This window comes from Myxococcus sp. MH1 (genome assembly GCF_059738865.1).
In genome coordinates this window covers 6,835,975-6,860,085 of record NZ_AP026947.1, presented here as the reverse complement: position 1 = coordinate 6,860,085, position 24,111 = coordinate 6,835,975, and the positions used below count along the sequence as shown (strand labels likewise).

Here is a 24,111-nt window from a genome sequence, read left to right as displayed (position 1 = left end):
ACCGGGGACTCGCGTCACTTGCCGGTGAGGATCTCCGCTCGGGGCTTGCCCTCTGTCGACGCGGGCATGCCCATCTCCATCAGCGCCGCGAGCGTGGGCGCCACGTCCACCGGGTCCAGCTCCGTCATGTACGTGCCCGGCTTGACGCCCTTGCCCGCGAACACCACGGGCACCTGCGAGTCGTACGAGTACGGCGAGCCGTGCGTGCTGCCCTGCGCGTCGTAATAGACGACCTGGAAGGGGGCCAGCATGTAGAGCACGTCGCCGCTGCGCTCCGGGTAGTAGCCCTTGCGCAGCGTGGCCAGGTGGCCCGCCGGGTCCGGCGCGGAGAACAGCTCCTCGCGCGTCACCGCCGCCACCACGATGGGCTGCTTCTTCAGCCAGTCCACCACCGCGCGCCGCACCTGGGCTCCATCCACCTTGCCCGACGTCAGCGCGGGGCCCCCCAGGTACACGTCCAGCTCCTCCATCGCCACGGTGACGTCCGGCCCGAAGCGCTCCTTCACCATCGCCGTGATTCCCTCGCTGATGGCCTTCGGGTGCATCCGCTGCGCGGGCAGTCCCGCCGCGGACCACTCCTCGGGCGCCGCCGCTCCGCCGTGGTCCGCCACCAGCGCGATGCTCAGGTTGGCGCGACCGCCCGCCGCGCGCTCGGCCGCGGAGATGAGCTCCCCCAGGGCCTTGTCCAACCGCAGCACCGTGTCCTGCATCTCCCACGAGTACGGGCCGTACTCATGGAACACGTTGTCCGTGCCGCTGAAGCTCACCATGAGCAGGTCCGGCACCGCGTCCTTGCCCAGTCCCTCGCCGGCGATGGCCGCCTTGGCCGCCTCCACGAGGAACTCGTGCGAGTCCGGGGATACGCCGAACGCCTTGTAGAAGTCCGTCCCCGGCGCCTTCAACCCTCCCGTGAGCGGGTGGGGGAACACGCGGCCCAGGCCGTACGAGTCCGCCTCGTGGGGCAGGTCATCCTCGCCCACGTACTCGGCGCGCGGACGCGACAGCTCCCATGTCTTGCCGAAGGACCGGTCCGGAAGCTTGCGCGCGTTGAACTGCTGGAGCCACTGGGGGAACTCCTTCGCGTACCAGGTGCCGGTGACGAACTTGCCGCTGTCCTCGTCGAACCACCACGCCTGACCCAGCCGGCCCGCCATGGCGATGGCCGAGCGGGACTTGAGCGACATCGACACCGCCTTGCCGCGCTGCTGCGTGGCCATGCGCAGCCGGTCCGCCAGCGTCTCCGCCATCAGGTTGACGGGGCTCGCGTCCTGGCCCGGCTTGGACGCGGCCTCCAGCACCGGGTGCGCCGGGTCCACGAACGAATAGACCCGTTTGCCCGAGGCCCGGTCCCACCAGCGGTTGTCGACGATGCCGTGGCGCCACGGGTTGGCGCCGGTGGCCAGCGTGGTGTGGCCCGGCGCCGTGCGGCACTTCGCGTAGCCATAGCGCGCGTACGGGAAGTAGGCGCCACTGTCGAGCAGTTGACCCAAGCCGCCCTGGAGCCGGGGCCGGTTGCGCAAGAGGACGTCGCTGCCGAGCGCGTCCACGGTGATGAGCAGGGTGAGTCGGGGAGGACGCGCGGCGGCGGGGAGCGACGCCAGCACCGCGGTCAGGACGAGGGCGCGAATCATACGTCCGAGAAGCTGCACTGCCCGGCCGCGTGGATGCAATCCAGAAGGTACGTCGCGGCTTGGACGCAGGCGCCCACCCCCTGCTACGGTCCGCGCCCTCATGGTCGAGGCCCGACTTCGCGTCATCTACGGCGACACCGATCAGATGGGTGTCGTGTACTACGCGAACTACTTCCGCTACTTCGAGTTCGCCCGGAGCGAGTTCTTCCGCGCGCGCGGTGGCAGCTACCGGGAGCTGGAGGGCTCCGGGTTGATGCTGCCCGTGGCGGAGGCGAGCTGCGCGTACAAGGCGCCCGCGCGCTATGACGACATGCTCGTCATCCGCGCGAGCGTGAGCGAGTTGCGGCGGGCCTCGGTCGTGTTCACCTACGAGCTTTTTCGCGAGGGCGAGCCGCGCACGTTGCTGTGCACCGGTCGTACCCTCCACGCGTGCGTGGGGCGCGACGGCAAGCCCACGCGGTTGCCGGAGTCCGTGGCCCGGCTGCTGGAAAATCCGAACGCAGGACCTTGAAGGAGCACAGAAGATGGATCGCAACCTGGCAATGGAGGTGGTGCGCGTCACCGAGATGGCGGCCATCGCCTCCGCCCGCCTGATGGGCCGTGGGGACAAGAACGAGTCGGACCAGGCCGCCGTGGACGCGATGCGCCGCGCCTTCGACGCGCTGCACATCGACGGCACCATCGTCATCGGCGAGGGCGAGCGCGACGAGGCGCCCATGCTCTACATCGGCGAGAAGGTGGGCCGCCGCGCCGACGGTGACCCCGCGGTGGACATCGCGTTGGACCCGCTCGAGGGCACCAACCTGTGCGCCTACGGCCGTCCGGGCTCCATCACCGTGGTGGCCATGGCCAGCAAGGGCGGGCTGCTCAACGCGCCGGACACGTACATGGAGAAGCTGGCGGTGGGCCCCAGGGCCCGGGGCGCCATCGACCTGCGCAAGAGCGCCACGGAGAACCTGCGCACCATCGCGGAGAAGATGAAGGTCTACGTGTCGGACCTCACCGTGGTGGTGCTGGACCGCGAGCGGCACCAGGACCTCATCAAGGAGATCCGCGCCGCGGGCGCGCGCATCCGGCTCATCGAGGACGGTGACGTGGCGGGCGCCATCGCCACGTGCTTCGAGGGCACGGGCGTGGACGTGCTGATGGGCACCGGCGGCGCCCCCGAGGGCGTCATCGCGGCGGCGGCCATCCGCGCCACCGGCGGCGACATGCAGGGCCGGCTGGTGCCCCGCAACGCGGGCGAAGTCGAGCGCGCGAAGAAGATGGGCATCACCGACATGGCGAAGATCTACGCGGCGGAGGAGCTGGCCCGGGGCGAGGTGATGTTCGCGGCCACGGGTGTCACCAGCGGCGACTTCCTCAAGGGCGTGCGCTTCTTCGGCGGCGGCTGCGAGACGCACTCGGTGGTGATGCGCAGCAAGACGAGCACCGTGCGCTTCATCCAGTCCCTGCACAAGTTCGACAAGAAGCCGGGATACGCTTCCATCTAGGCCGACCCCTCGACGCTTTCGGAGACCGACACCATGCCTGGCGCCACGCGGACCATCGTCATCAACGCCCCCATCGAGAAGGTGTTCGATGTCATCACGCAGTACGAGCGCTACCCGGAGTTCCTCCCGGAGGTGAAGGAGATCCGCACCGCCAACCGCAAGGGCGACACCGTCGACGTCCACTACAAGGTCGACGTGATGAAGACCGTCCGCTACTCCATCCGCGTGGTGGAGGAGCGCCCGCGCCGCATGGCCTGGACCTTCATCGAGGGCGAGGTCATGAAGGACAACAAGGGCAGCTGGCTGCTGGAGGCCGAGGGCGAGGGCAAGACGCGCGCGACCTACAACGTGGAGATGGCCCTGGGGCTGCTCGTGCCCAAGGCCGTCGTCAACGCCCTGGTGGACACCTCGCTGCCCAAGATGCTGGACGCCTTCAAGAAGCGCGCGGAGTCGCCCTGAGTCAGGGGTCCACCCGGACCCCTTGCCGGACGTTGACCCCGCCTGTCACGCGGCAGGCAGGCGGGCGAGCCCTTCCAGCAGGGAGGCTGACCTCCCTGAAGGGCGACGTGTGCCCGAGAAGGGTCTGCTTGCGGGCCGTCGTGAGGGCATTAGAATCAACACCATCCCGACCGGAAGTTTCGGATGTCCATGACATCTATGCCACGGTTCCCCTGGCCCTGATGTCGGATGGCGGACGAGCAACCGTGCGAGATGGCGGCAGCGTACCCAGTGCGGAACCGGGGTTCTTAATTTGCATCTGAGTGTCGTGGAAGTCGAAGCGCTTTTCGGGCGGGACGGCGGGCGTACATCGGGGTACGTAGGCTGAGGGGAGACGGAAGACCCATGCTCGACGCCTTCATCATCGAGGAAATCAAGCGCCGCGAGCGCCGCCGCGAGGACCACGACAGGCCCGTGGTGGAGCTGCCGCTGCCCATGCCGGACGACCGCCCTCGGCGGCGGACGGAGACCGAGGAAGAGAAGCCCCAGCGGGGCGTGGTGGTCATCGACATGCTCTCGTGAAGAGACAACCTCACGCGGCCCCATGGCCGCGTCGTGTGGCCAGGAGCCCGCGGCGGACGTCCCGATGAGGACGGTCCACCGCGGGCTTCGTGCATCCTGGGCCCGGGCGGGGACGGCCCTCAGGTGGCCGCGAGCCCCAGCAGGTGGCGGGGGTGGTAGACGTCCCACAGGGGGCCCTTCTGGGTGGAGAGGGCCTCCAGCACGTGCTTCCGCCACTCGGCGGGCAGGGCCTCCTCGCCGTGGAAGGCGCCCACCAGCGCGCCGGTGACGGCGCCGTGGACCTCGGTGTCTCCGCCCCGGTGGATGACGTCGATGAGGGCGGCCTGGGCGGTGGGCGCGTGCAGGAGCTCCCAGAAGGCCAGCCGGAAGGCGACGTGGATGGCGTGCTGGGCGCGGTGCACGTGCAGCTCCGGGCCGTACAGGCGCGGGTCGTCGTCCCGGGCGCGCGCCAGGTCCTCGCGCAGCAGCTGCTGGGCGAAGGCCACCTCCTGGACGTAGTCGGGCGCGGAGCGGCCGAGCGCCGCGCCGGCGAGCAGCAGGCCGGACTCCGCCGCGGTGAGCACGTCCTCGAGCTTGAGCTCCGCGCCGCTGGTGACGGCCTTGGCGATGGCGGCGGTGAGGCTCGCGCAGGCAAGCTGGCAGCGTGGGTCGTAGTGGGTGAGGGCGGAGTCCTCGAGCGAGGCCTGGGTGCGGGCCTTCGGGTCGCTCGCCAGGTAGACGCCCAGGGGGGCGACGCGCGCGAGGCTGCCGGCGCCCACGGCCTTGCGGTGGCCCCGGAGCCATACGCGGCGGCCCGCGCCGAGCGGTGGCAGGCCGGACTGGCACTCCTCGAACACTTCCTTGAGGGGTTCGCTGACGTCGAAGGCGTGGGGCTGCCAGGCGCGGTAGCGGCGCAGGGCATCCGCGGCGTCGTAGCGCTTGAAGTCCCGCAGGCTGTGGCCCAGGGCGCAGGCCAGGTGGACCTCCTCCGTCACCTGGCCCTTGCGCAGCTGCTGGGGTCCTCCACCGGACATCGCGGTGTAGATGCCGTCCGCCAGGGTGGGGAAGGCGGGCGCGTGGAGGGGCCGGTGCGCGGTGGGCACCGCGAGGGCGTTGCCCACGGCGAGCCCCAGCAGGGCGCCCCTGCGTCGCTGGGCGAGGAGCGGATCAGGCCCCTGAGGGGCATTGCGGCGACGGGGCGGCGGCATTCGGCGGGTGGACACTGTAGCAGCGCGGTCCCCGAGTGTGCTTGCCCACTCCGGAGGGCTCCTCTACAACCGCGCGGCCATGCGGAAACCGCGGATTCTCGTATCCAACGACGACGGCTATTTCTCCGAGGGACTCCAGGCGCTGGTGGAGGCGGTGACGCCGCTGGGAGAGGTCTGGGTGGTGGCGCCGGACCGCGAGCAGAGCGCCGCGTCCCACGCCATCTCCCTGCACCGGCCCCTGCGCATCAAGGAGGTCCGCGAGCGGTGGTTCGCCATCGACGGGACGCCGACCGACTGCGCTTATCTGGCCATCGTCCATCTCCTGAAGGATGATCGCCCCACGCTCATGGTGTCCGGCATCAACCACGGTTCGAATCTGGCCGAAGACGTCACCTACTCGGGGACGGTCGCGGCGGCGATGGAAGGGGCCCTCCTGGGGGTGCCCGCCATCGCGTTCAGCCTCGTGGCGCGGGGCACGTTCGACTTCGCGCCCGCGGCCCGGTTCGCCCGCGCGCTGGTGACGGAGGCGCTGTCGCGTCCGTTGCCCAAGCGGATGCTGCTCAACGTGAACATCCCGGGTGGGGTGGAGCCGGAGGGCTACAGCGTCACGCGGCTGGGGCGCCACTCGTACGGCTACGGCGTGGTGGAGAAGGAGGACCCTCGCGGCCGGAAGTACTACTGGATTGGCGGCAGCGACTATCAGCACGAGGACATCCCGGGCAGCGACTGCAACGCCGTGCACCTGGCGAAGCGGGTGTCGGTGACGCCGCTGCACCTGGACCTGACGGACCATGGTCGCCTCGAGGACCTGGGAGGGTGGAACCTCCAGGGCTTCGCCCGACACGAGCCGGATGGTGCCTAGCGTTGAGGCCCGGCATCTGCATCCGAGCGGCCAGGGCGCTCCTGTTCCTCCTGTCGACCGTCGTCGTGACGGGCTGCGTGGGCCCCCGGGCGTCTTCCTCCGGGACGGAGCTCTCGCTGGTGCAGGAGACCAGGTCGCAGGCCGTCTCGGGTGACGGAGCCGGTGCGTCCGCCGCGTCGGGCGAAGCGCCACCGCCGAAGTCGGGGGCGTTCCCGTTCGCGCTGCGCTCCTCGCACGACGAGCCGGAGCTGGTGGCCGTGCGCCACCGCGTGGCCGCGGGCGAGACGGTGTACCGCATCGCCAAGACGTACGGGCTCACGGTGGACGAGCTCAAGTCCGCCAACGGCATCAAGGACGTGCGCTCGCTGGCGGTGGGCCAGGAGCTGACGATTCCGGGCGTGGAGCGGCGCGTGCCGGTGGATGCGCCGGAAACGATCGCGGCGGAGGCGGACCCGGAGCCGGTGCGCACCTCGGTGGAGACCCCGCCCCGTCGCGGTGGGCCGGTGGTGGCGCGGCGCGAGGAGCCGCCGCGTCGACCCGTGTCGCGTCCGGGCGCGCGGCCCCGGCTGGCCACGCAGGGGATGATCGACTGGCCCCTCAAGGGCGTCCTGTACGGGAGATTCGGGAAGAAGGGGCGCGAGCCGCACGACGGCATCGACCTAGCGGCGCCCTCGGGGACGCCGGTGAAGACGGCGCAGGAGGGCACGGTGCTCTACGCCGGCGAGCAGCGCGGCTACGGCAACATCGTCATCGTCGAGCACGAGAACCGGCTCATCACGCTGTACGCGCACAACCGCGACTTGCGCGTGCGCACGGGGCAGAAGGTCCGCCGCTCGCAGGTCATCGCGACGGTGGGGGAGTCCGGCAAGACGTCCGGTCCGCACCTGCACTTCGAACTGCGGCTGGATGGGAAGCCCGTGGACCCGCTCGACTACCTGGGGCCGATGCCCAGCCTGTGAGCGCCTGGCCGGGGAGGGCGGGGCTCGCCTCGTCGCCTGCTGGGGGCGGGTTCCCGTGAGAATGTTCCATCGAGACCGGGCAGGCCCTCCGGGTGGGGGCCGGGGAAGGGTAGAGTCCCGCGCCGTGTCGCGCGTCTTCGCCCAGCTCGTGGTCCTCCTCGTCCTTGCTCCCTCCGCGTGGGCACAGTCCCCCGTGGCGTCGGTGCCGCCCCCCGAGGCTCCGCAGGTGGGCTCGGCCCCAACGCCTCCGGCCTCCGAAGCTCCCGCCGTCACCGCGCCGTCCGCTCCCGCTCCAGACGAAGCGCCGATGAGCGTCGCGGTGCTCGCGTTCGACTCCAATCCTTCCGCGCGGGACTCGGTGACGGGCGTCACCTCGCTCATCACCGCGCGCCTCGCCGAGTCACCCCGCCTCTGGGTCATCTCCCAGCGCGACCTCGAGGCGTCCCTCGACGCCGAGCGCCGCCGCCAGCTCGCCGAGCTCGAGACATGCGACGTCGGCCCGTGCCTCCAGCAGCTCGCCACCCTCACCGGCGCGCGCTACGTCGTGTCCGGCCGCGTGGACCGCTTCGGCGACTCGTACCTGCTCACCGCCCGACTGGTGGACACGGAGGCGGGGCTGACGCTCGCGAAGCCGCGCGCCGAGTCCCCCGAGGCCGACACGCTGTTCCCCACCGTCTACGCCATCGCCGACGCGCTGGTCGCCGAGCTCGTCAACCCCGGCGAGAACCACGGTGCCCGACCGCTGATTGGCGGCGCGCCTCGCACGGGCGGCGGCGGCCTGTCCCTGGGCCTGCGCATCAACAACAACTTCGTCGACAAGCTCGCCACCCTGAACCCGGGCGCCGACGTGGAGGTGGGCTACTGGTTCCACCCCGAGTGGCTCGGCTTCATCCAGGTGGGCTTCTCCTACGTGCAGTCCACCACCGAGGGCGCCAAGGGCGGCCTCAACGTCCTGCCCAGCGTCGTGGGCGCGCGCCACTACCACAACGTGGAGAAGTCCCTGCGCCCGTACTGGGGCTTCGGCCTGGGCGTGCAGCTGTCCTTCGGCGACTTCGGCATCTTCCAGTCCACCGGCCCCCTGCCCACCGTCGTGGGCTTCATCGGGCTGGAGTACCTCATCGCCGGCCACGTCGGCGTCCAACTGGAGGCGGGCACCAACGTCGCCCAGGCGGTGCTCGGCCTGGCGGAATCCCAGCTCGGCGATGGCCTCAATCTGGACCTCAACCTGGGCATCGCGTACCACTTCTAGGATTCGGAGCCCCTCATGTTCCAGCGCCTGCGCGCCTTCCCGCTGATTGCCCTGCTCGCCGCCGCCGCGTGCGACGAGCGCCCCACGGTGACGCCCAAGGACCACGCGGAGGGCCTCTACATCAAGGGCACCGCCGAGTACCTCCAGGGCCAGTTCACCGCCGCGCTCGCGTCCTTCGACGAGATGCAGAAGCTGGCCCCCAATGACCCCCGGCTGCCCGCCGCCCGAGGCGAGGTCTACCTCTCCATGGGGAAGATCTCCGAGGCCGCCACCGAGTTCGAGGCCGCCCTCAAGCTGGAGCCCAAGCGCTCCACCAACTGGAGCCGCCTGGGCTTCGTCCAGGCCCAGCTGGGCCGCACCGACGAGGCCATGAGCTCGCTGCGCAAGGCCATCGGCCTGTACCCCAACGACGCCAACGCGCTGGAGCAGCTGGGCGAAATCCACTTCAAGAAGGGCGAGCACGAGGAGGCCGTCCGCCACTTCATCCTCGCCGCCAACGTCGCCTCCCATCTGGAGGCGAAGTCCGAGCTCATCCTTCGCGCCGTCGACGTGCTGACGAAGCAGGGGCGCGAGCCGGAAATCCTGGCGCTGGCGCAGAAGTCCGCCAACGAGGGGGTGCGCACCGTGGGCGTGCTCACCACCCTGGGGGACTCACTCGTGCGCGCCAAGAAGCTGCCCGAGGCCGCCGCCGCCTACCAGGAGGCCGCCAGCAAGTCCCCGAGAGACCCGACGCTGTGGGAGCTGGTCGGCACCATCCACCTGCAGCTCGACAAGCCGGGCGACGCCATCGCCGCGTACAAGGAGTCCCTGCGCGTGAAGGACCGCGCCATCGTCCACGTGGCGCTGGCGCGCATCCAGCTCGCGATGAAGAGCAAGGAGGGCGCGGAGCAGGAACTCGCCGCCGCGCTCGAGTCCGTGCAGGGCAACGACGTGCGTGAGCTGCGGGAGCTGGCGGACCTGCTCGTCACCATGGAGCGCAAGTCGGATGCGCTGCGCATCCTCGGCAACCTGAGCGCCGAGAAGGACATGGCGAAGGACGCGGAGCTCCACCTCACCACGGCGCGCCTCGCGCGAGACTTGAAGGACGTCGCGCTCCAGCAGACCGCGTGTGCCCGCGCGCTGGCCGCGGACCCCGCCCAGAAGAAGTGCCCCTGAGCTCCACGGGGAGCCCAGGAGCACGCAAGGCCGCTACGCGCGTCCGCCCTGCATCTTCCGGTACACGCCGACGACCAGGCCCAGAATCATCGTCGAGCGGAACTCCGTGCGGCTCACGTAGATGGGCTGCATGGTCGCGTTCGCCGGCTGGAAGCGGATGCGGTCGCCCTCCGGGTAGTAGCGCTTCACCGTGGCCTCGTCCTCGATGAGCGCCACCACGATGTCGCCCGGCTGGGCGGCCGGCGTCTTCTTCACGAAGAGGTAGTCGCCGTCGTGGATGCCGTCGTCAATCATGGACTGGCCCTTCACCCGCAGGGCGAAGACCTCCCGGCCGTTGACGCCTCCCAAAAGGAAGCTGTCGATCTTGACCGAGTCCTCCATGTGCTCCTGCGCGAGCAGCGGCGCGCCGGCGGCCACCTTGCCCAGCAGGGGGACCTCCACCATGCCCGCATCGCGCTTGGCGCCCAGGCCCAAGAGCAGCCGGGCCCGCTTGGTGGGCACCAGCGAGCGGCTCTGCTGCTCGCCCCGGTTCAGGTAGCCCTTTCGCTCCAGCGCCTTGAGGTGGTCGTTCACCCCGTTGGTGGAGCGGATGTCCATGTGCTCGCCAATCTCCCGGATGGTGGGCGGGAATCCGCGAGTCTCCGTCTCCTTCACGATGAAGCTGAGAATCTCGCGCTGGCGGTCCGTCAGCTCTTCCATGCGCTCCCTCGCTCGGCGGGCCTGATTGCTACAGGGCGGTTGCCCAGGCAACAGGCTTTCAGTGTCCACTCTCCCTGAACAGACGTGTAGAGTCAATTCGTTCAGTGTCCCACCGCGCACCTGGAGTGCGTGCCCATCTTTTCGGCATTCTCAGTTCTTGAGGGTAGTGGACGAACTCGACGTACAATTCCGCCCGCTTTGTCCGAACTCCGCCACACGCTGCTCTTCGTCGACGATGAGGCCGACGTCCTGGACATCCTCACCCGGATGTTCCAGCGCCGGTATCGCGTGCTCACGGCCCTGAGCGGGCAGGCCGCGCTGGAAGTGCTTCGCCGGGAGACGGTGGACGTGCTCGTCACGGACCAGCGGATGCCGGAGATGACGGGCATCGAGCTGGCGGCGACGGCACGCGCCGAGGGCTTCGACGTCACCACGCTCCTGCTCACGGGCTTCACGGACCCCGATGACCTCATCGCGGCCATCAACCAGGGGCAGGTGTACCGCTACATCACCAAGCCCTGGGACGTGAACGACCTGCTCATCACCGTGAAGAACGCGGTGGAGTACACGCAGCTGCGGCGCGACAAGGAGCGGCTCATCCGCCAGCTCCACCAGCGCGTGGAGGCCCTGTTCGTCCTCTACGAGGTCAGCCGCGCGAGCGCGAATGATCCGGCCAGCTACGACAACATCATCGACCGCGTGCTCATCGCCGTGGCCAGGGTGCTGCCGTACGACTGCGGCGCGGCGCTCATCGCCCCGGACGAGTCGCGCAGCGCGACCTTGCGGCTGCGCTGTCACGGCACGGTGGGGGAGCAGGCGCTGCTGGGCGTGAAGGAGTCGATGCTCGGCGCGTACCGCAAGAGCTCCGGCCTGCTGCTTCCGGAGGACCGCGTCATCACCCGCGTGGCGGGCACGACGACGCAGGACGCGGCGGCGCCGGCGGTCTACCCCAGCCAGCTCACGGTGAACCTGGTGGCCGGCGGGCGTCCGGTGGGCATGCTGTCGCTGTTCAGCCAGCGCTCGGACGCGTTCACCGAGGACGACGGCGTGCTGCTGGACGTGCTCGCCAACCAGACGGCGGACGCCATCCAGTCCTTGCGCTCGGCCGAGGAGGAGGCCCGCCACCGCATGGAGCGGATGGTGGAGTCCATGGCCGACGGCGTGGTGCTCACCGACGAGAAGAACGACATCGTGGTGATGAACCCGGCGGCGCGAAGGCTGTTGCACGTGGGGGACGACCCCGCGGAGCACACCAGCCGGATGATGGAGGAGCGCCTGGGCTTCCAGCCGTTCCACCTGGTGCGCGGCTGGGAGTACAGCGGCACGCAGGTGCTGCGCGAGGAGGTGAAGCTCTTCGACCGGCACGTGCAGACCACCACCACGCCGGTGGGCGACGCGCGCGGCACGCTGCGCGGGGTGTGCGTGGTGCTGCGCGACATCACCGACCAGAAGCGCCTGGAGGAGCGCAAGGACGAGTTCGTCTCCATGGTGAGCCACGAGCTGCGCACGCCGCTCACGTCCATCTCCGGCGCGCTGGACCTGGTGCTCAACTTCATGGCCGGCGACATCAACGAGCGGCAGCGCCGCTACCTGTCGCTGGCGCGCGACTCCACCGAGAAGCTCAACACCATCGTCGACGACCTGCTGGACCTGTCGAAGTTCGCCAAGGGTCGGCTGCGGATGAACTTCGAGGTCGCGTACCTGGACGAGCTGGTCCAGCGCGTGGTGGAGAAGTACGGCCCGGCCTTCGACGAGAAGCGGGTGAAGGTGACGCCGGGGCTGCCGCGCCACCCGCTGCGCGTCATCGCGGACCCGAACCGGCTCAACCAGGTCCTCAACAACCTGCTCAACAACGCGGTGAAGTTCACGCCCGAGGGCGGCGAGGTGCGCGTGGAGCTGCACGCCACGTCCAGCCTGCCCGGCTACGTGGTGCTCTCCTGCTGGAACAGCGGAGACCCCATCGCCGAGGACAGCCTGGAGCGCATCTTCGACCGCTTCGAGCAGGCGCGCACCAAGGCCAACCGCACCGTGCGCGGCACGGGCCTGGGCCTGGCCATCTGCCGCAACATCGTGGAGGCCCACGGCGGGCGCATCTGGTGCGAGCCGTGCGTGGACGGCGTGCGCTTCATGGCGGTGCTGCCCACCGAGCCTCCCGCGGAGCTGCGGCAGTCGGACGACGCCGCCGAGGCCCAGTCCCCCAAGCGGCGCGAGAGCCGGGGGCGGGTGCTGGTCATCGAGGGCGAGCACGAGGTGGGCTACATCGCCAAGGCGCTGATGTCCGCGCGCGGCTACGAGGTGCGGCTCGCGTTCAACGCCGAGGAGGGCCTGTCCAGCGCGCGCAAGCACCACCCGGACATGGTGCTGGTGTCCGTGCGCCTGCCGGACGTGGACGGCCTGCGGCTGGCGGAGATCCTCCGGCACGACCCGGAGACGCGGCGCGCGCCCTTGCTGCTCACGTCCGCGTTCGACGAGCGCCAGCGCGCCTTCCGCGCCGGCGCCGACGCGTTCCTGGTGCGCCCGCTGACGCCGGACAAGCTGCTGGCCACGGTGGACTCGCTGGTGCGCGGCCGCGCGGGCCCGGCGCACGGGCGCGTGCTGGTGGTGGACGACGACTCGAAGATCTCCGCCATCTGTCGCGAGGTGCTGGAGAACATCGGCTTCGACGTGGCGGTCGCGGGCTCGCTGGAGGAGGGCCGGCGCGCCCTGCGCGAGCGCAGGCCGGACGTCATCCTGCTGGACGTCACGCTGCCGGATGGCGACGGGTTCCTCTTCCTCGAGGAGATAAAAGCCGAGCGCGCCAGCGGTCACATCTCCGTCATCTTCATCTCCGCGCGCGCGGAGACGTCCTCGAAGGTGCGCGCGCTGAAGCTGGGCGGCGACGACTACCTCACCAAGCCCTTCGACGCGCTGGAGCTGGGCGCGCGGGTGGAGAGCGTGCTGCGCCGCAAGGAGCAGGAGCTGTCGGCCTCGCCGACGACGCAGCTGCCGGGCTCCACCGCGATTGAACGCGAGGTGCAGCGGCGGCTCATCGCCCGGCGCCCCTTCGCCTTCTGCTACCTGGACCTGGACAACCTCAAGGCCTACAACGACTACTACGGCTTCGCGAAGGCGGACGGCGTCGTGCGTCAGACGGGCGACCTGATGCGTGAGATCTTCGCGCAGGAGGGCGTGGCCGGGGACTTCCTGGGCCATGTGGCCGGGGACGACTTCGTCTTCATCGCCTCGCCGGAGTCGGTGGACCGGGTGTGCCAGACGGCCATCGAGACCTTCGACCGCATCATCCCGCTCTACTACGACCGGCAGGACCGGGAGCGGGGGCACATCGAGGCGGAGGACCGCTTCGGGGAGCGCCGGCGCTTCCCCATCATGAGCGTGTCCATCGTCGCGGTGATGACCGACGGCACCCAGGACCACGCGGAGCTGGCCCGGCGGGCGGCCGACATGAAGAAGCGCGCCAAGGCCATCCAGGGCTCCGTCTACCTGCGCAGTGACCGCGAGCAGGTGGTACGCTCCGTCGCCGGGTGAGGCTCTACCAGCAGCTGGTCCTGTTCATGCTCGCGGCGACGGTGCTGCCGCTGGCCGCCGTCGGCTTCCTGTTGCTGTCGCGCGCGGAGGCGGAGCTCGTCGCCCGCATCGACGCGGAGCAGCGCACGCAGGCCGCCGCGGCGGCGGAGGCCGTGGGCTCCACCCTCATGGAGGTCGTGGACGCGCTGGCGCGCTCCGCGGAGCTCATCGACTGGCAGGCCGCCACGGAGGCGGAGACGGTGGGCGGCCTGCGGCTGCTCTACGGCCAGTCCCAGGCCGTGAGCGCCGTGCTCAAGCTGGACGCGCGGGGCCAGCCGGTGGGCGCGCCCGTGTTCCGCCCCCGGGATACGGAGGGGCACCCCGGTTTCCGTGAAACGGGGCTCGAGCGGATGGTGGGCTCGGTGCCCGTGCAGCAGCTGCGGGGCGGCGGCAAGGGGCAGGCGGCGCTCGGCGGCGCGTACGTGCACGCGGAGAGCGGCCGGGCGGCGGTGGCCGTCGCCGTGAAGCTGGCCGAGGGCGAGGACGCGCCGTTCGCGCTGGCGGAGGTGGTCTTCGGTCCGCTGGAGGCCGCGCTGCGCCGCCGTCCTCCGGGCGCGCTGGGTCGGGTGGACCTGGTGGACGAGGAGCGCCGGGTGCTCGCCAGCTCCGAGCCCGAGCGGCGGATGGTGACGCTCTCGCCGGAGGTCGCCGCGCACCTGCTCGCGCCCACGGCGCCGGAGCCGGACGTGGTGCGCAGCTTCCGGCTGGAAGACCCGCCGCGCCGGGTGAGCGTGGCGCGCGTGTCGCGAGGCCTGCGCTTCGACGTGGTGGTGGAGGTGGACGAGGCCGCGGCGCTGGCGCCCGTGCGGGCCATGCGGCGCACGGTGCTCTTCTCCATCGGCGGCGCGCTCTTCGTCCTGTTGGGCCTGGGCGCGCTCTTCACGCGGCGGCTCAACCGGCGGCTGGAGGACGTGGTCCAGGGCGCGGAGGCCTTCGGCCGGGGGGAGCTGGACAAGCGCGTGAAGGTGGAGGGGCAGGACGAGCTGAGCGAGCTGGCCAACACCTTCAACCGCATGGGCGCGGAGCTGGAGGCGGCGCGCGCGCGGATGCTGCGATGGAACGACGAGCTGCGCGTGCGCGTGGAGGAGGCCACGGGTGAGCTCAAGAGCGCCCAGGCCCAGCTGCTCGAGGCGCAGAAGCTGGCGGCGGTGGGACAGCTGGGCGCGGGCGTGGCGCACGAAATCAACAACCCGCTGGCCGGCATCCTCGGCAACGTGCAGCTGCTCATGCTGGACCGCGGCTCCGCGGACCCCGACCTGGATACGCTGCGCAAAATCGAGCAGAGCGCCAAGCGCTGCAAGGAGATCACCCAGAACCTGCTGCGCTTCTCCCAGCAGCGCGAGCGTCCGGACCTGCGCCCCGTGGACCTCAATGCCGTGGTGCGCGATGCGCTCAGCCTCACCGAGCACCAGATCCTCAGCGACGGCGTGACGCTCGAGACGAAGCTCGCGCCCGGGATGGGCCGCGTGCGCGCGGACCCCGGCCACCTGTCGCAGGTGGTGCTGGCCCTGTTGTCCAACGCGCGCACCGCGATGATGAAGTCCCCCACGCGCAGGCTCACGCTGCGCACCGGTGAGCGCGACGGGCGCACGTTCCTGGAGGTGGAGGACACGGGGAAGGGCATCCCCGCGGACATCCGCCCGCGCATCTTCGAGCCCTTCTTCACCACGAAGGATGTGTGGTCCAACGTGGGGTTGGGCCTGAGCGTGTCGTGGCGCGTCGTGACGGAGGCGGGAGGAACACTCAGCGTCCGCTCGGAAGTGGGGCAGGGGGCCTGCTTCACCGTGGAGCTGCCGAGGGCCTGAGCATCCCACGCGGCCTGTGATAGCTAGGAGGACTCCATGGCCGAGCCCCGCACTCATCGGCGCCAGACGCCCTTCTACGTCGGCCTCGTGCTGATCCTCGCGGCCCTGCCCCTGGGCTGGTTCCTCTTCCTGCGCCAGCCTCCCGCGCCGCCGACGCCGCCGCCCCCGCCCGTCGTCCCCGTGGTGGCGCCGGTGGTGGAGAAGGCGATGGAGCTGGAGCTCACCGAGGTCACCGGCACGGTGGAGGTGAAGGAGGGCAGCGGCGCGTGGCGCAAGGCGTCCGTGGGCATGGCGCTGAGGCGCCACGACAAGGTGCGCACGGAGGACGGCTCGTACGCCGTGCTCATCGGCGGCGAGGCGGTGGAGTTCCGCATGGACCCGGGCACCGAGGTGTCCGTGGAGGACCTGACGAAGTCCGCGTCGCGCCTGTTGCTCGCCAGCGGCATGGCCACCGCCGTGGTGCGCCCCGGCAAGCGCCACACCTTCGAGGTGAAGGCCGCGCAGAGCGACGCGGTGGCCACCCTGCACGAGTCCGGTGCCTTCACGATGAGCAACAACGGCCAGGGCACCGTGGCCGTGGGCACGCGCGAGGGCGAGGTGACGCTGCTGGGGCAGGGCAAGGTCGTCATCGTCCGTGCGGGCCAGCAGTCCGTGGTGCGCCCCGGACAGGCGCCGTCCGAGCCCGCGGCCGTCCCCACCAGCCTGCTGCTCAAGGTGGACTGGCCCTCCGAGCGCACGCGCCGCGAGAAGGAGCTGCTCGTGCGGGGGCAGACGACGCCGGGCAGCCGCGTGCAGGTCAACGACGTGCGCGTGCTCGCCGACGCGGAGGGCCGCTTCGAGCGCAAGGTGAAGCTGCGCGAGGGCGCCAACACCGTGGACGTGCGGGCCGTGGGCGTCGGTCGTGTCGAACAACGCGAGCAGGCCGAGGTCATCGTCGACACGCGCCCGCCGCCGTTGAAGACGGACTCGGACATCTGGAATCAGGCGAACGATTCAAGCCCCTGAAACCCCGAGCGTCCTGGCAGGCGGTCGGCTTGACCCCTGGCAGGGGGTCTCCCTAGACTTCGTCGCGAAGTCATTCCTGTTCAAGGGCAATCCAGGGCGAAAGCCTTGGTGCGCAAAGCCGCGGGGCCCGAAGCAAGGCCGGCCGTGGTTGCCGTGGGGAACCAGCTCCGGGGAGGACTCCGGGCCCACTGCTGCCTTGTGCGGGCATGGGTCTGTGGTTCCAGCGTCCTTCCGGGAAGGTGGTTTCCGATGCTGCGCGCTCTGTCCCTCGTGACGTGCCTGCTCCCTGCCTTGGCCTCCGCGGACACCCCCGAAGTGGGAACGCTGTCCGGCTTCGCCAAGGTGGTGAACGACAGCCCCGGAGACCAGACGGACCCGCACGTGAGCGGCGCGCTGGTCGCGTACACGAACGAGTCCGGAGGCCGCAGCGAGATTCGCTACCACGACCTGGTGTCCGGCGAGGACGCGGCCATCCCCAACGAGGGCGCGTTCGACTTCGTCTCGGACATCAGCGGGGACACGGTGGTCTTCACCCGCGTCAGCGCCTCCAGCGCCATCTACACGTACCAGGTGGGCGCGGGGCTGCCGGCGCGGGAGCTGGCGCCCCAGCCGGGCAGCAGCCGCAGGGCGGCGGTCATCGGCGGGCGCACCGTGGCGTGGCAGGACTTCGGCTTCACGGGCAGCACGCTCGAGCCGGAGATCGCCCTCTACGACCTGGACCAGGGCACGCTCACCCGGCTCACCGAGGACCGGATGTTGGACCGCACGCCGGCGGTGGCGCCGGACGGCCGGACGGTGGTCTGGGCCAAGTGCAACGCGGAGGGCCTGCAGTGCGACATCTGGCGCGCGCGGCGGGAGGGCGCCGCGTTCTACTCGCAGGCGCTCACCGGCAGCGAGGGCGAGGAGTCCCAGCCGGACACCAACGGAGAGCTCGTCGTCTACGCGAGCACGCGCACCGTCGACGGGGTCTCGGACCGGGACATCTACTGGAAGCCGGTGAACGGCGGCACCGAGCAGCGGCTCGCGCTGCCGGGACTGGATGCGAACCCCAGCATCAGCGGCTCGTTGATCGCCTTCGAGCGGAGGGACCCGGCCAAGGGCGACTTCGACATCGCGCTGTACAACCTCGACACGCAGACGCTGTATCTGCTCACCGACTCGCCGGACAACGAGAACCTCAACGACCTGAGCGTGTCCGACGACGGCACCGTGCGCGTCGTGTGGACGGTGTCGAAGAACGGTGACTTCGACGTGCACAGCTTCACCTTCCAGCTCCCCCGGGATGGACCGTGCGACGTCGCGCCCACGGCCACGCCCACGCCGCCCCGGAGCGCGGAGGAGGTGTGCAAGCAGCCCGGCAAGACGCCGCTGCTCGCCGCGCTGGAGGTGGCGCGCACCACGGGACAGCCCAACGCCGTCTCGCTGGGCTTCCACGGCAAGGGCGCCGGGGTGATGTGTGTCGACAATGGCTACAGCGGCGAGCGCGCCACGTCCGGGTGGGTGTGGCTGGATGGGCGTGAAATCGTCGACCCGTCCCGTTTCAAGCCCACCGTGGCGCTCGTGGCGCGTGACGTCACCCTGGGCGGAAACACGTGGCTCGCCGCGCTGATCTCCGGAAATCCAGGAAGCTCGTTCCGCATCCGCGTGTACGGCACCGCGTCCGAGTGTGGCGCGACGGTGTCGCCCGCGGGCTCGCAGCAGGTGCTCGGGCAGGCCATCACACCGATTTCCCTCGGGACGAGTGGGGTGTCATCCCTGACCTTCGAGCCGGGTGAAGATGGGCGGGGCCTCGGGTGCAGTACGAGCGGAACCACGTCCGGGGCGGTGGGGCTGGTGATGTTGGCGTTGTGGCTGGCGCGGCCTCGGCGCGAGCCGGTGTTGGTTTCGCGGAAGGAACTTCGGAGAAGGGGAAGCAGCCTGTAGACTTCCGTGCGTCCTGAACCGTTTTCATCCCCCAGTTCTCCTGCTGCTATGCGTGTGCGCTGCCTCGGCCTGGGCCGACACGCTCGAGCTGCTTGGACCGTCATCGGCGGTGACTCCCGATGGTTTCCCGCTGGCGCTGGTGCGCAGGGATGCCTCGGGTACGCCCGTGCCGTGGGTGGGCAAGCCGGTGGTGACGGTGGAGGGCGCGGAGCTTCGGCCAGGTGACGCACGGCCGCCGCTGGGCACGTACGTCGTCGTGCCTCGGCCGGGGGCTCGGGACGTGGTGGTGCGCGCGAAGGTGGATGGGCTGGAGGCGCAGGCGCGCTTCGTGTTGGGGCCGCCGGCCACCGAGGTGCAACTGGCGCTGGAGCCCGCCGCGCCGGTGAAGGGGCGCGACAAGGAGGCTCGGCTCACGGTGAAGCTGCTGCGGCCGGACGGCACGGCCGATGACAGCGGCGCGCCGCCCGTGGTGCGCGTGAGCACCGGACGGGTGGCGGACCTGGAGCGGGTGGAGCCGGGCACGTATCGCGCGCGCTACATCCTGCCGGACACGCGCTACCCGGAGGTGGCCATCCTCGTCGCGTTCTCCGCGTGGCCCAGTCCGCAGTCCGTGCACGGTGCCTATGGGCGCGTGCTGGTGCCGCTGGCCGCGTCGGTGAACCTGCCGGGCACGACGGAGAAGGACGCGCGCATCTCCATCGAGATCGCCGGTGAGAGCTTCGGCCCGGTGACTGCGGGGCCGGACGGGCGCTTCCGTCTGCCCATCGTCGTGCCGCCGGGACATCGCTTCGGCAAGGGGAGCGTGGTGGACCGGGCGGGCAACGTGCGTCGGGAGAGCATCGACCTGAACCTGCCGCCCACGGATGGTCTGGCGTGTGTGCTCCAGCCGCAGCGGCTGCCGGCGGATGGGGTGTCGCGAGCGCGTCTGGTGTGCGCGACGAGCGACCCCTTGGGCAAGCCGGTGGAGGACGCGAAGGTGACGGCGCAGGCGCGGCGGGGAACGCTGTCGAATGGCACGCGCGCGGCGGGCGGCATGCTGGAGTGGCTCTACACCGCGCCCAAGACGCTGGCGGATGACGAGCGCATCGAGGCGGCGTGGCCTCAGCGTGGCGCGGGCTCGAAGGAGAGCCTCGCGCTCCAGCTCGCGCAGGGGCCCGCGTCGGAGCTGACGATGTCCGTGGCCGACCCGCTCGTGCACCGCGGCTCCCACGTGGACGTGACGGTGGGAGCGCGGGATGCGCTCGGCAGGCCGCGTCCCGGGGTGATGCTGGCGCTGGAGGCGCCCGAGGGGGAGTTCTCCGTGGCGCGGGAGACCTCGCCGGGGCAGTTCTTGAGCACATGGTCTCCGCCGGCCTCGGGTGGCGAGGAGTCGGTGGCGCTGCGTGCGCGGGCCTGGGGGCCGTTGGGCAGTGAGCCCGCGCGCATCGCGGTGTGGTCTCGCGGCGGCGAGCTGTTCGCGGGCGTGTCCGACCTGGCGGACCAGCCGGTGCCCTCACAGCCGCTGCGCGTGGACGGGCATCCGCTGACGACAGGCCCGGATGGCACCGTGTCCCTGGGCGTGTTGGCGCCGGGCGCGCACGTGGTGGCGCACGGCGTGTGGACGGGGCTGGTGCGCACGCTCCATGTCCTGACGAAGGACGGACAGGCGTATCCGTTGGATCCGCCGCTGGTGCCCGAGCCGCTGACGCAGACGGTGCGCGTGGCGCCCGAGGTCCCCGTCAACGTGCGGCTCCGCGTGGAGGGCACGCGCGTGACGTACTGGCTGGAGGACGCGAAGGGACACACGCTCGAGGGTCGGCGGGTGCATGTCTCGCTGTCGGAGGGCGCGCGGGAAGCCGAGCAGGTCCGCGAGGGTCGCACGTCCTTCACGGTTCGCGCGGCCACGCCGGTGAGTGTCTCCGTGGCGGACGTGGAGACCGGCGTCACGGCGCTGGCCGAGGTACGACCGTGAGACGCTCGGGCCTGGGCCTCCTGCTGGTGGTGTTCTGGGCGGGCCTTGCCCGGGCGCAGGGCGCGTCGATGGACGTGCCGTCGCTGGCGTCGACCATCGCCGGGCGCGTGTGCCAGGACACGGATGGTGACGGACGCTGTGGCGCGGACGAGCCTGGCATCGCGCAGGTGCGCCTGGTGCTGGCGACGGGACGCGAGGTGCTCACCGATTCGCACGGGCGCTTCCACCTCACCGGCGTGGACGCGCGCGTGCCGGAGGTCACCCGAGGGCTGCACCTGCGGCCGGGGCGTCATCGGCTCAAGGTGGACGCGCGCTCATTGCCCGCGACGAGTCAGGTGACGCCGGAGGCCGCCACGGTGGAGGTGCCCTGGGGCGCCGTCGTCCTCCAGGACTTCGCGGTGCGCACGAGGCCCGCGTCGGCGTCGTCGCTGGGGCTGTCCTTCGAGCGCGCGCCGCCGGTGGCGAGCGTCGCGTCGGGCGAGGGCGCGGTGCTGTTCCGGGTGGCGGGGCAGGCGTCCGTGGGGGACCACGTGCGTGTGGGGGCCGCGGAGGCGGAGGTGGATGCGCGCGGCGGTTGGAGCGCGCGGGTGCCGCTCATCGCGGGCGCCAACGAGCTGGCCATCACCGCGACGGCGCCGGATGGCTCGGTGCGCCTGTATCGCCAGCGCATCGACGTCGTGCAGCGCGCCGAGGGCTGGCTGGTGGTGCCCAGGCCCCTGGAGCTCCTGGGCTCGGTGCGCCTCCCGGCGGCGCGTGACGAGCGCGCGGCCACCGGCGTCGCGCGAATGAAGGTCGAGGCCCGCGAGGGCACGCTGGTTCGCGGCGTGGGGCAAGAGCCCCTGTTCGTGGGGCCGGAGGGCTGGGTGGAGGTCCCCGTGACGCTGTCCCCGGGCCTCAACCGCGTGCCCCTGGTGCTGGCCCCGCCGGGCGCGAGCGAGCGCGAGCTGCTGCTGGACATCCAGGCGGAGGCGCGGCCCTTCGCGGTGGCCCTGCTCGATGTCGAGGTGTCGTTCGCGCCGGGAGACAGCGACTGGCAGCTGCGAGGGCGAGGCTCCGCGCACGCCGAGCTGCGCCTGGGGCCCGTGGACGTGGTGGGCGAGGTGGACCTGCGCGACACGGACGCGCGCACGCTGCGCGGCAAGGAGCTCCCGGACTGGCTGCGTCCCCGGGTGCCCGAGCGCTTCGAGCGCGTGGCGGACCCGGACTTCTCTCCGGCGGAGTGGGGCGATGACTCGGTGTCGCTGACGCCGAACGCCTCCGAGGCCCGCCTGCGCGTCGAGGCCCGGCACGCGGAGCATGGCCGCGCGGGCCTGGGCACCTATCGCGCGCTGGTGCAGGACCGCGAGGTGGGCCGCTATCACCGTCCGCTCTTCGGTCCCTACGCGGAGCTGGCGACGTCGGCCGACGCGCGCGACGGAGCGCTCCGGGCCGGCGTGGACGCGTTCGGTGGAAGCCTCACCGACCCGACGCGAGGGCTCGCCGCGGTCCCCGCGCACGAGGAGCTCCGCGCCACGGGCGGCAGCCTCTACTACCTGGGCGCGGTGTCGGTGGCGGAGGGCTCGGAGTTGCTGCGCGTGGAGGTGCGCGACGGTGTCACGGGCCTGCCGTTGGCGGAGCGGCACCTGGTGCGAGGTCGCGACTACGACATCGACTACTTCGCGGGCCGCATCCTGCTGTCCCGGCCGCTGTCGTTCCTCGCGAGCGACACCTTCTTCCGGACGGACATGGTGACGCAGGCGCCGGAGCCGGTGCTCGTCGCGGACTACGCGGCGCTGCGCTCCATGGACACCGAGGACTCCGGCGGCGGTGAGCTGTGGGCCGAGTGGAAGGGCGCCCGCGTGGGGCTCGCCGCGGTGCGGGAGGGGCGCGGCCAGGGCCGACCCTACACGCTCTACTCCGGCCGGGCCTCGGCGCGTGTCGGTGGCTACGCGCTGGAGGCGGAGGGGGCTTCCAGTCGCGGCTCCGCGGTGGACGCGGGGCTCTTCGGCGTCTCGGATGACGGAGGGCTGAGCTATCTGCGTCCGACGGGCGCCGTCGCGACGGGCGGCGAGGCGCTGGGCCTGCGGCTGCGCGGTCCGGGGTTCTCCGGCGATGGCTCCGTGGATGCGTCCTACCGCTGGCGCGCGCGGGGCTTCTCGGATGGCGCGCACCTGGACGCGGCGCGCTTCCAGCAACTGGCGCTGCGGGTGCGTCAGCCCCTGGGCCGACTGCGCCTGTCGCTGCTCGCGGATGGACGTCAGTCGGCGGACCCGCGCGAGCCCTTCGTCGACCATCCCTTCTCCGCGAGCACCGTCGGCGCGAGCGTGGGGTGGGAGGAGGCCGACTGGGGCGTGAGCGTGGAGGCGCGCGACGCGCGCTTGAAGGCGGCCGAGGTCGTGGGGCAGGGCGAGGCGCTGACGGGAGGCCGCACCTCCGTGGGTGTCGCGGGCCGCTACCGGTTGCTCGAGGGACTGTGGCTCCAGGCGTCGCACCGGCAGAAGCTGGCGCTGCATGGCGCGGGGCCCGGTCGGGTGGATGACACGTTCAGCGCGGCGGGCGTGGACGTGGCGCTGGGCCGCGACACGCGCGTGGACGTGCGCGGCGGCTGGGGGCCGGACCTGGGGCCCCGGGCCTGGGCGAACGTGGAGTCGCGTCGTGGCGCCGACGTGTACTACGGCGGCTACTCGGTGGACGTCGACGGGCCGGACTTCGGCGCGGGCCGGACGCTCACGGGCGCGCGCACGGAGCTGCCCGACAGCGGCACGGCGCTCTTCGTCGAGGAGGTGGGCCTGCATGATGCCTCCACCCTCCGCATGTCTCGCGCGGTGGGCTTCCAGAAGACGGTGCTCGACGGCTTGAGCGTGGGCGCGCGCTATGAGCGCGGCGTGCGCAGCCTGCTGGACCTGGACCCGCCGCTGCGGCGCGACGCGGGAGGCGTCTTCGGCCAGCTGCTCCTGAGCCGGCTGCGACTGGAGGGCCGCTTCGAGCTGCGTCGCGAGAAGGGCACGCCGGAGCGAGGCGCGACCGAGGCCGTGGACCGGCTGCAGACGGTGGTGGCGCTGGCGGCGGAGGCGGAGCTGCTGCGCGACGTGACGGCCTCCGGCCGTGTGGACTTCGCGCGCACCGTCAACGACGACGCGCTGGAGGCCCGGCTGCTGGAGGGCTACGCGGCGCTGGCCTGGAGGCCCGGTCCGTGGCTGGTGGTGGCGCGCTACGGTGTCACCCGAGAGCTGTTGCCGGGGACTCGGGCCGCGTTCGGAGACAGGGCGCTGCAGATCCTCTCGCTGATGCCCGCGGTGCGCCTGGGTGACCGGTTCTCCGTCGCGGCCGGGGTGCATGCGGGGCGCAGTGAGCTGCGGGGCTCGTCGCGGTGGGTGTGGACCGGCACGGTGCGTCCGGCGGTCCGGGTGGTGGGGGCCGTGGAGGTGGCGGCGGAGGCGGCGCGCAGGACGGCCTCCCTGGACGGAGAGCGGCTGACGGCGGTGCGGGCGGAAGTGGCCTATCGGATGGATGAGCGACTCCGGATGGCCGTGGGGTACACACTGCTGGGCTTCAGCGGCTTGGGTCTGGCCACCGAGTCGTCGGAGAATCAGGACCGGCTCTACCTGCGGGCGGAGCTCGCCTACTAG

Annotated in this window: 17 protein-coding genes and 1 riboswitch; of the genes, 14 read left to right on the top strand and 3 right to left on the bottom strand. The window is 71.5% G+C overall.

Annotated elements, in window-relative coordinates; translation table 11 throughout:
* Positions 1–14 precede the first annotated feature (14 nt).
* Entirely contained in the window at positions 15–1,631 is a 1,617-nt protein-coding gene (locus AC6JA9_RS26635) for an alkaline phosphatase family protein (RefSeq protein WP_497958024.1), read from the bottom strand.
* A 100-nt stretch (positions 1,632–1,731) separates the two neighbouring features.
* Here AC6JA9_RS26635 and AC6JA9_RS26630 point away from each other — a divergent pair, with 100 nt between their 5' ends.
* From AC6JA9_RS26630 to AC6JA9_RS26615, 4 genes are all read left to right on the top strand, one after another.
* The gene (locus tag AC6JA9_RS26630) at positions 1,732–2,142 is read left to right on the top strand and encodes an acyl-CoA thioesterase (RefSeq protein WP_223752019.1); all 411 of its coding nucleotides are present in this window, start codon (positions 1,732–1,734) and stop codon (positions 2,140–2,142) included.
* A gap of 13 nt (positions 2,143–2,155) precedes the next feature.
* On the top strand, positions 2,156–3,124 hold the full coding sequence (gene glpX, locus AC6JA9_RS26625) for a class II fructose-bisphosphatase (RefSeq protein WP_223785624.1): 969 nt from the start codon (positions 2,156–2,158) through the stop codon (positions 3,122–3,124).
* A 33-nt stretch (positions 3,125–3,157) separates the two neighbouring features.
* Entirely contained in the window at positions 3,158–3,583 is a 426-nt protein-coding gene (locus tag AC6JA9_RS26620; RefSeq protein ID WP_223752017.1) for a type II toxin-antitoxin system RatA family toxin, read from the top strand.
* 384 nt (positions 3,584–3,967) lie between these two features.
* Positions 3,968–4,144, top strand: a complete 177-nt coding sequence (locus AC6JA9_RS26615) for a hypothetical protein (protein WP_194869062.1) — start codon at positions 3,968–3,970, stop codon at positions 4,142–4,144.
* A gap of 119 nt (positions 4,145–4,263) precedes the next feature.
* Here the strand turns inward: AC6JA9_RS26615 and AC6JA9_RS26610 are convergent, their stop codons facing one another.
* Positions 4,264–5,331, bottom strand: coding sequence for an ADP-ribosylglycohydrolase family protein (locus AC6JA9_RS26610; protein WP_223752016.1), 1,068 nt, complete (start codon positions 5,329–5,331; stop codon positions 4,264–4,266).
* Positions 5,332–5,410: 79 nt separating this feature from the next.
* Between AC6JA9_RS26610 and surE the strand changes: the two genes are divergently transcribed.
* From surE to AC6JA9_RS26590, 4 genes are all read left to right on the top strand, one after another.
* Positions 5,411–6,193 (top strand): 5'/3'-nucleotidase SurE, encoded by a 783-nt coding sequence (gene surE, locus AC6JA9_RS26605; RefSeq protein WP_223752015.1) that lies wholly within the window; start codon positions 5,411–5,413, stop codon positions 6,191–6,193.
* Positions 6,194–6,195: 2 nt separating this feature from the next.
* The gene (locus tag AC6JA9_RS26600) at positions 6,196–7,152 is read left to right on the top strand and encodes a peptidoglycan DD-metalloendopeptidase family protein (RefSeq protein WP_223752014.1); all 957 of its coding nucleotides are present in this window, start codon (positions 6,196–6,198) and stop codon (positions 7,150–7,152) included.
* Between the two features lie 124 nt (positions 7,153–7,276).
* Positions 7,277–8,401 carry a hypothetical protein gene (locus AC6JA9_RS26595; RefSeq protein ID WP_223785625.1) on the top strand — a complete coding sequence of 375 codons (1,125 nt, stop codon included), beginning with the start codon at positions 7,277–7,279 and terminating at the stop codon, positions 8,399–8,401.
* A 15-nt stretch (positions 8,402–8,416) separates the two neighbouring features.
* Entirely contained in the window at positions 8,417–9,556 is a 1,140-nt protein-coding gene (locus tag AC6JA9_RS26590; protein WP_223785626.1) for a tetratricopeptide repeat protein, read from the top strand.
* Positions 9,557–9,589: 33 nt separating this feature from the next.
* On the opposite strand, the gene lexA is transcribed toward AC6JA9_RS26590, so the two are convergent.
* A complete protein-coding gene (lexA, locus tag AC6JA9_RS26585) occupies positions 9,590–10,255 on the bottom strand; it encodes a transcriptional repressor LexA (RefSeq protein ID WP_046714584.1) in 666 nt (221 codons plus the stop codon).
* A gap of 198 nt (positions 10,256–10,453) precedes the next feature.
* Here lexA and AC6JA9_RS26580 point away from each other — a divergent pair, with 198 nt between their 5' ends.
* The 6 genes from AC6JA9_RS26580 to AC6JA9_RS26555 all read left to right on the top strand — a co-directional run bounded on the left by AC6JA9_RS26580 (position 10,454) and on the right by AC6JA9_RS26555 (position 24,111).
* Positions 10,454–13,780, top strand: coding sequence for a response regulator (locus tag AC6JA9_RS26580; protein ID WP_223752011.1), 3,327 nt, complete (start codon positions 10,454–10,456; stop codon positions 13,778–13,780).
* A complete protein-coding gene (locus AC6JA9_RS26575) occupies positions 13,777–15,624 on the top strand; it encodes a sensor histidine kinase (protein ID WP_223752010.1) in 1,848 nt (615 codons plus the stop codon). The genes AC6JA9_RS26580 and AC6JA9_RS26575 overlap by 4 nt, the downstream gene beginning before the upstream one ends.
* Before the next feature lie 36 nt (positions 15,625–15,660).
* A complete protein-coding gene (locus AC6JA9_RS26570) occupies positions 15,661–16,629 on the top strand; it encodes a FecR domain-containing protein (RefSeq protein WP_223752009.1) in 969 nt (322 codons plus the stop codon).
* A 75-nt stretch (positions 16,630–16,704) separates the two neighbouring features.
* Positions 16,705–16,785, top strand: a riboswitch (cyclic di-GMP riboswitch).
* Positions 16,786–16,878: 93 nt separating this feature from the next.
* A complete protein-coding gene (locus tag AC6JA9_RS26565; protein ID WP_497958023.1) occupies positions 16,879–18,552 on the top strand; it encodes a TolB family protein in 1,674 nt (557 codons plus the stop codon).
* A gap of 52 nt (positions 18,553–18,604) precedes the next feature.
* Positions 18,605–20,503, top strand: a complete 1,899-nt coding sequence (locus AC6JA9_RS26560) for a hypothetical protein (RefSeq protein WP_497958022.1) — start codon at positions 18,605–18,607, stop codon at positions 20,501–20,503.
* A 68-nt stretch (positions 20,504–20,571) separates the two neighbouring features.
* Positions 20,572–24,111: a flagellar motor protein gene (locus AC6JA9_RS26555; RefSeq protein WP_497960761.1), complete on the top strand. Its 3,540-nt coding sequence runs from the start codon at positions 20,572–20,574 to the stop codon at positions 24,109–24,111.

Bases quoted from the DNA above. Each gene is read 5' to 3' on its own strand.
- AC6JA9_RS26635 (WP_497958024.1), bottom strand. From the start codon at position 1,631: ATGATTCGCGCCCTCGTCCTGACCGCGGTGCTGGCGTCGCTCCCCGCC.
- AC6JA9_RS26630 (WP_223752019.1), top strand. From the start codon at position 1,732: ATGGTCGAGGCCCGACTTCGCGTCATCTACGGCGACACCGATCAGATG.
- glpX (WP_223785624.1), top strand. From the start codon at position 2,156: ATGGATCGCAACCTGGCAATGGAGGTGGTGCGCGTCACCGAGATGGCG.
- AC6JA9_RS26620 (WP_223752017.1), top strand. From the start codon at position 3,158: ATGCCTGGCGCCACGCGGACCATCGTCATCAACGCCCCCATCGAGAAG.
- AC6JA9_RS26615 (WP_194869062.1), top strand. From the start codon at position 3,968: ATGCTCGACGCCTTCATCATCGAGGAAATCAAGCGCCGCGAGCGCCGC.
- AC6JA9_RS26610 (WP_223752016.1), bottom strand. From the start codon at position 5,331: ATGCCGCCGCCCCGTCGCCGCAATGCCCCTCAGGGGCCTGATCCGCTC.
- surE (WP_223752015.1), top strand. From the start codon at position 5,411: ATGCGGAAACCGCGGATTCTCGTATCCAACGACGACGGCTATTTCTCC.
- AC6JA9_RS26590 (WP_223785626.1), top strand. From the start codon at position 8,417: ATGTTCCAGCGCCTGCGCGCCTTCCCGCTGATTGCCCTGCTCGCCGCC.
- lexA (WP_046714584.1), bottom strand. From the start codon at position 10,255: ATGGAAGAGCTGACGGACCGCCAGCGCGAGATTCTCAGCTTCATCGTG.
- AC6JA9_RS26570 (WP_223752009.1), top strand. From the start codon at position 15,661: ATGGCCGAGCCCCGCACTCATCGGCGCCAGACGCCCTTCTACGTCGGC.
- AC6JA9_RS26565 (WP_497958023.1), top strand. From the start codon at position 16,879: ATGCTGCGCGCTCTGTCCCTCGTGACGTGCCTGCTCCCTGCCTTGGCC.
- AC6JA9_RS26555 (WP_497960761.1), top strand. From the start codon at position 20,572: ATGGACGTGCCGTCGCTGGCGTCGACCATCGCCGGGCGCGTGTGCCAG.